The 5,920-nt window shown below is 62.7% G+C and carries 5 protein-coding genes; 3 read left to right on the forward strand and 2 right to left on the reverse strand.

Annotated elements, in window-relative coordinates:
• Nucleotides 1–804: 804 nt before the first annotated feature.
• The 3 genes from WDC87_RS21585 (at nt 805) to WDC87_RS21595 (ending at nt 2,472) form a co-directional block, all read left to right on the forward strand.
• Complete coding sequence (locus WDC87_RS21585) at nt 805–1,038, forward strand: hypothetical protein (protein ID WP_106468504.1); 234 nt, start codon at nt 805–807, stop codon at nt 1,036–1,038.
• A 48-nt stretch (nt 1,039–1,086) separates the two neighbouring features.
• A complete protein-coding gene (locus tag WDC87_RS21590) occupies nt 1,087–1,701 on the forward strand; it encodes a hypothetical protein (protein ID WP_252744929.1) in 615 nt (204 codons plus the stop codon).
• 564 nt (nt 1,702–2,265) lie between these two features.
• Nucleotides 2,266–2,472, forward strand: coding sequence for a hypothetical protein (locus tag WDC87_RS21595; protein ID WP_301655353.1), 207 nt, complete (start codon nt 2,266–2,268; stop codon nt 2,470–2,472).
• 477 nt (nt 2,473–2,949) lie between these two features.
• Here WDC87_RS21595 and WDC87_RS21600 read toward each other — a convergent pair whose 3' ends face one another.
• Nucleotides 2,950–4,410: an EAL domain-containing protein gene (locus WDC87_RS21600; protein ID WP_301655352.1), complete on the reverse strand. Its 1,461-nt coding sequence runs from the start codon at nt 4,408–4,410 to the stop codon at nt 2,950–2,952.
• Between the two features lie 270 nt (nt 4,411–4,680).
• Nucleotides 4,681–5,730, reverse strand: coding sequence for a UvrD-helicase domain-containing protein (locus tag WDC87_RS21605; protein WP_301655351.1), 1,050 nt, complete (start codon nt 5,728–5,730; stop codon nt 4,681–4,683).
• Nucleotides 5,731–5,920: the final 190 nt, after the last annotated feature.

Below are 5,920 nucleotides of genomic sequence, written 5' to 3' on the forward strand. Positions count from 1 at the left end.
TGATCGTCGAATTTGAATCCGAACCGCCCGCGTCGTGGCGAGCTCTTCTGACGAAGAAGTTGGCAGACGTGGAGGGGCTTGAGCTGGCATCCGCCCAGTTTGAGGGGCGGGTTCTCTACGTGCTGGGTGCGGAGGGGGGTGGGGGAGGAAGCGTCCACAGGGTGAGTCAATTGTTGCGGTCTCTTCCCGGACGTCCTGGGGGCTCAAACCTGCTGGATGAGCCTGTGAGCCGGGGCGTCCCGGGGCCGGAGCAGGCTCTAGCGACGCACGCCTGAGCGCGTTGTTCAAAAGACGAGTTAAACGCCCGGCCGGAAGATAGGCCGAGCTCGGTTCGATGGCGCTAGCATCGCAGATTGATCACGCAAGGCAGCTATGTACGTTGAGGTATACCACCGGGTGGGATTTTGGGCCCGGATCACCGGGGCGGAAGGTTGGCGCTGGCGGCTGGTGGCGCCACGCGGGCATGTTTTGATGGCTCCCCGGGAGACGTTCGCCAGTCGGCAGGCGTGCTTGGCGGCCTTGGCTCTGCTGCAGATCGGGCCCATTTCAGCGGTGGAGTCGGCCGGAGATGCCCCGAACGCGGTGGGCGCGGCCCCCTCACTATGTCCCGCCCTTTCAACGCCATGACGGCCACCCCAGGTTGGGCAGGTCACGGTCACATCGCCGGCATCCAATGAGGACTGGGTCTGATCCATCGGGGGGCATTTCGCTTGAGTGTGACTCCCCGCGTCGCAGGAAGGCGATCAGTTGAGGCCAGCGGCGTTCGCGTGCACACTGCTTTTGAACAGTCAGGGTTCGAGGGCCATGGGTACTTCCAAGCCGGGCAAAGATTTAGAACGGGTCACCTTGTCGGTGGGAGAGCACGTTTACACCTCCGAGATCTGGCGGCTCAGTGAAAGCCGTTGGGTTCTTCTCGCTGTCGAGGTCCATGGCGTGGGAGGGCGCTCGGATTTGAGCATCAAAGCGTCGTCGTGCCTCCATGCGTTGGACGCGGGAGAGCGGATTGCGTCTGAGATTCTCAACAACCCCTATGGCTGAATTGGCGTTGGAAGGTTCAATCGACTGAATGGATCCCAAGGACGGCAGATGAGCATTTTGAACGTGTTGCTGAGTGCCGATCACTTGGCTGTGACCGTCGATACCCTTGCGCAAGATGCTCAAACCGGGGCGCACTCAGAGGGCGCCAAGTTGCTTCTGCTGCCTCAGCACAACGCCGTCTTGGCCACGCGTGGGTCGGCCCAGTTCTTCCTAAGAATCTACGAGCTCTGTCTCCAAGCCAGTTTTCGAGCAGACTTCACGATAGAGCGGCTGTCCGGCGAGCTTGGCGGCGTGATTGATCGCCTCTGGCCAAACTACGTGAGCGCGGCGGCAGCCGCTGGCTTACCCATCAGCGCTATGCACACCGAGTTGGTTTTGGGCGGCTGGTCGGCGCACGCCCAGCGCATGGTTGCCACCGCTTATGCAAAGTCCGAAGATGGCCGTCCCGCCGTGGTCCAAGCGCTGGTGGGAGGCTTGGCGTCGCCAGGAGAGCCCTTGCGGAATCAGCCAGCAGGCATGGGACGGGCGGAGTTGATGGCAGCAGGACGCTTGCAAGCCGCTTACCTCAACGGCGACAGCGAGCGGCCATTAGCGGGCGGTCGTCTGTTGGCAGCAATTCTCTCAAAGGGCCAAGCAACCGTTCTCGATCTGGGAGGTCTCTAGGGGGCAGGGCAAAGCGTCGATTTGCTCGGCCACGGACCTCAGTCCATGACGCAAGCCAAGCAGAAAGTCTGCATTGGAGCGTTGGCTGGGGAGGCACATGGATGTCGACGATCATGGGCATCAGGTGGGCCCATGCAAGGCGCACCGCGGTGGGATTGGCAGAACTGGCCACCAAAGCCCTGACCGCATACTCCAAGGCATTGGTTTCGCCCTCAGCGTTGGGCAGGCGCCTCTCGCACTCGCTCAGGCGGAGCTCCAACTTGACCAACGCCTCCGTCTCAGCCTTGTGCATACCCCTCCTCCATTGGCTGGCCACCGAATCGCGGTCTGGCAGCAGGGTGGCCCCAAGCTCAAGCGTTGGAAACCGGTGAGCGTTCCGCTTGACTGCACCGTCAATCGGCCCTTTCGGGCCAGCACACAGCGGTCCACTCTTCAATCAAGACTCGCCATGCGCGGGTGGTTAGGTTGGGGGCAAAGCTTTTCCAACCTCGCGCGTGCCACCGCCTAGCGGTTGTCACAGAGCGGGCAAGTGAGCACGGCGGCGCCGTCCAAGTCCAGCAGGCCATGCCCTGGAACCAATCGCAGTTGGCGGCCGCATTCCAGACAAGCGCAGCTGATCCGCGTGACCTGCAAGAGCGAGCCGTCGGCCCGCCGCACACCCTCAACCTGATCGATGAAGAAACGTCCAATGTTGGGCATGAAGATGAACAAAAAGCTGAACGGAGCGGAATGCATATGATGCACCGCGACAACCCCACCGGAACCAGATGAGACAATTGGATTCTGAAGAATTCATCTACGGGGTCGTCCGCGCAGTCCGCACGCCAGATACCGCTGTCCGATCCCTCTATTGCCGTCGCAGGAGCATGATAAAGAGGCGGGCTGCACGGCGACAGCCTTAGGCACAGGGAAGTAACCGAGCGGCGCTGTTGGAAAGCGCTGAGCCAGTTCGTTAACCAGCAAAAGGCCAGACCGGCGGCCAGTCGGTTGCGACCACTGCTGAGGGTGTGTGTCGCGCGTTGCCCTAAAGAGGCCGCCTGCTAGGGGTGCCGATCACGACGATGCCCTGAACTGCCGGGGCGTCACCTAGGGGAGGGGGAGTCACCCCTTTGGGTTCGGCGGCGCCAACTGGGGTCAGCGCCATAGCGGAGATTTTCACGATTGTCGCGTCCATCGGACGCACGGACATCTTGCTAGGGCGAACGTCAAGCGCCAGTGAACGCGCTTGGGTTAAACCGCGCTAGAGGCCTACCCAACCTGGATGGCGGCCAGAGCGTCATTGGTTGAGAGAGGGCGGCCGTAATGCCATCCCTGGCCGATGGCCTCTGGCGCGATCCGGTAGAGAAGTAGCTCTTGCTCTTCTGTTTCGACGCCTTCTGCGATGACATCCAGCCCAAGCTCACGCGCGATGCGATACATCCCTGGCAACACGGGCCGCAAGGGTGAGTCCTCGTTGATAGCGGCCACGAACATGCGATCGATCTTGATTCCTCGAAACGGTGACTGGGCGAGGTGAGAGAAGTTCGCGCTGCCCGTCCCGAAGTCGTCGATCAAGAACCGGTATCCCAGAACCGAGAGGGCCTGCATGTTGCTCTTGGCGGCGGCAGACACGAGTTCTTCCCGCTCGGTGATCTCGATGCGAATCTGTTCGGGGGACACGCCAGAATCGGTGGAAACGCTGCTGATGTAGCGAACGATGCACTCTTGGGCCATGTCCACTGGCTCGGCATTGATGCTCACGTAGAGGTTTCTGTGCTCCCGCAGAGCGGGGGCGAGGTCAGTCATGGCACGGGCCAGCACGTATCGAAAAAGATCAGGACTCAGGCCGAGGCGGTGGGCGATGGGCACGAAGACGGCCGGCGGGATTTCATCGTCTCCCGGCGGGCGCCAGCGGCTGAGCGCTTCAAATCCCACGAGCTCCCGCGTGCCAATTCGACGCAGTGGCTGGTAGGCCAGTTCGATCTCGCTGCGCTTCAGTGCAAGCACCAACCGTTGCTGGATGGTTTGCCGAGCCGTGATTTGGTGTTTGATCAGCAAGAACGCGAGCAACAGCCCTACCGAGGCACCCGCTGCCAGGATGGTGGTGAGCAACGCCGAGGGTAGTTCGGACACCACGTGCCTAGGGCTGGTAACGAACGCGCAAACGTCGGCCACCCGGCTGCAATGTTGAGCTTGGACGAGAGACGGGGTGCCGACGCGGCTGGTCGGGGACAAGGTGCGGAATGTAAACGATCGGTCCTTCGTTTCGATGCTGATGGAGCTGCTGCGCGCAGGGTCCAAGCTCTCGAAGGCAGACGGGGAGGACACGGTGAATGTGTCGCCTTGGGCGATCAGATTGGATCCGGCGTAGGGGGAGCCAACGAGATCCGATGCGTGCCAAAGCCGGACAGCGCCGCTGGAGAAGCGTGGGGCGGGGAGGGTGTAGGGGCGCGAGCGCCCCCAGAGAGCGCTGCAGACAAGGCGTCCGTCTCGGATGCGACCGATGTCGCTCATGTAGCTGGAGCGGAACGCGATCTCTTTCAGTGAGTCAATGTCGTTAGCCGAGCAAGGCGGCTGTCCAATGCGAGAGGCTTGTTCGGCCGCGACGCGCCTTGCAAGGGATATAGCCTCCGAGCGCGCCACCGCGGCTTCCGCCACGGCCTCCGCCCCTGCCTTGTCACGCACGTAGAGGATGGCTTGGGCCACGGCGAGCATCGCCAGAAGGCACACCGCCGTGGCTCCTGCGACGGTCAGGACGTAGCGAAGCCGATTTTTTCGAACTTTCAAAGCAACCCCCGATCTGACACGCTCCATCGCTGCGCTGGGCTTTGCGCCTCATTTACCTAGTAAGAGGCATATCGGCAAGCTGCCCATGAGCTTCAGCCCTAACCCCACCGGCATGCAAGCCCTGATCGAACAACCATACACCCGCGCCTGAACTGGACAGCTGACGGACGCGAGCCAAGGGTCCGTCAGCGGTGACATTTGCGTCGCTTTTAATCACAGATGATCACTGTCACATGCCCCATCTGGTGCGGACGCTTGCCTTGCGCTGGGCGTCCCACACCTCCGCTGGCTCCCGCTCACCAAAGGCTGGGAGGTCTTTGCCAAAGACGAAGCGGAACAGGTCCCACTGGCGGCGGAGCGCGGGCGACCGTCGGTGGCCCAATCGGGAATGTCGGGCTTTTCTCCGGTGGCCTTGCCGATGAGGCGCAGGCCCAGCGCGTGGAAGGTGGACGCCTCCACGGTCAACTCCGCCAGGCCCAAGCGCTCAAATGCCAAGGTCGCGCGCTCCTTGAGCTCTTCGGCGGCCTGTTTGTTGAACGCCAGCAGGACGATCCGTTTGGGATCCACGAAGCCGCGTTGGACGGCGTAGGCCGCCTTGGCCACCATCGTGGAGGTCTTGCCCGAGCCGGCCGAGGCCACCACCTGCACGCGGTTGTCGAAGCACACCACGACCCTGGCTTGTTCCGGGGTGAGCGGCTTGCTCTCCACCCGGTCCAGCAAGTCTTTGCTGGCCACCAGCTCGCGTTCCACGTGGGCAGCGTTGAGCGCGGCCCAAGCAGGGCGGTGGTCGGCTTCCCAAGCGGCCAGCGAGCGCTCCATCGCCTGGGGAGCCGGTCCCAGCCGGATCGCCACGCCGGGATTCTTTAGGCGCGATCGGAGGACGGCCGGGTCAACCGTGGGGCGGGCCGCCAGGACATCGTCCTGCTGCTCATGGGTAAACCAGCGGCGCTGTGCGAAGCAGGTCCGCTCTTGTTCTGCCTTGTGGTCTAGCCACGCGTCAATCGTGTCTTGCTGGTCCGTGAGGAACGCCACCTCCTCGCGCAGGGGCTTCTCCTTCAATGCGACGTTCAACGCTTGAACCGAATCGGCGCCTTGGGCGTTGGGCAACCCGTCGGCCCTTACTTCCAGGCCCTGTCCAGGATGAAACGTGATGTCGGTCCAGAAGGTGCCGGCGTTGACGCGGTAAGTGGCCTCGTTCTCGACGTTGACCCGATGGGTGCGACCGTCCAGCGCCAGGGCGAGCTCCAGGCCCTCTAGGCGCAAACGCCAATCCGATGATCCCGTTACGTGTTGGCCCACCCACGATGGGCCCCATTCCTTTGCCATTCCTTGTCCCACATGCCCCCTGGAAACGCCGGTGGGGAGACGTCACCGCACCGACGGTTCCATGGTAATCGCTTGGGCGCGGCTGGAGATGGCCAATCGGGGGCAGGGCACGTGCCACTTTCCTTGG

It is taken from the genome of Stenotrophomonas maltophilia group sp. Smal12 (genome assembly GCF_037079935.1).
GTDB lineage: Bacteria > Pseudomonadota > Gammaproteobacteria > Xanthomonadales > Xanthomonadaceae > Stenotrophomonas > Stenotrophomonas sepilia.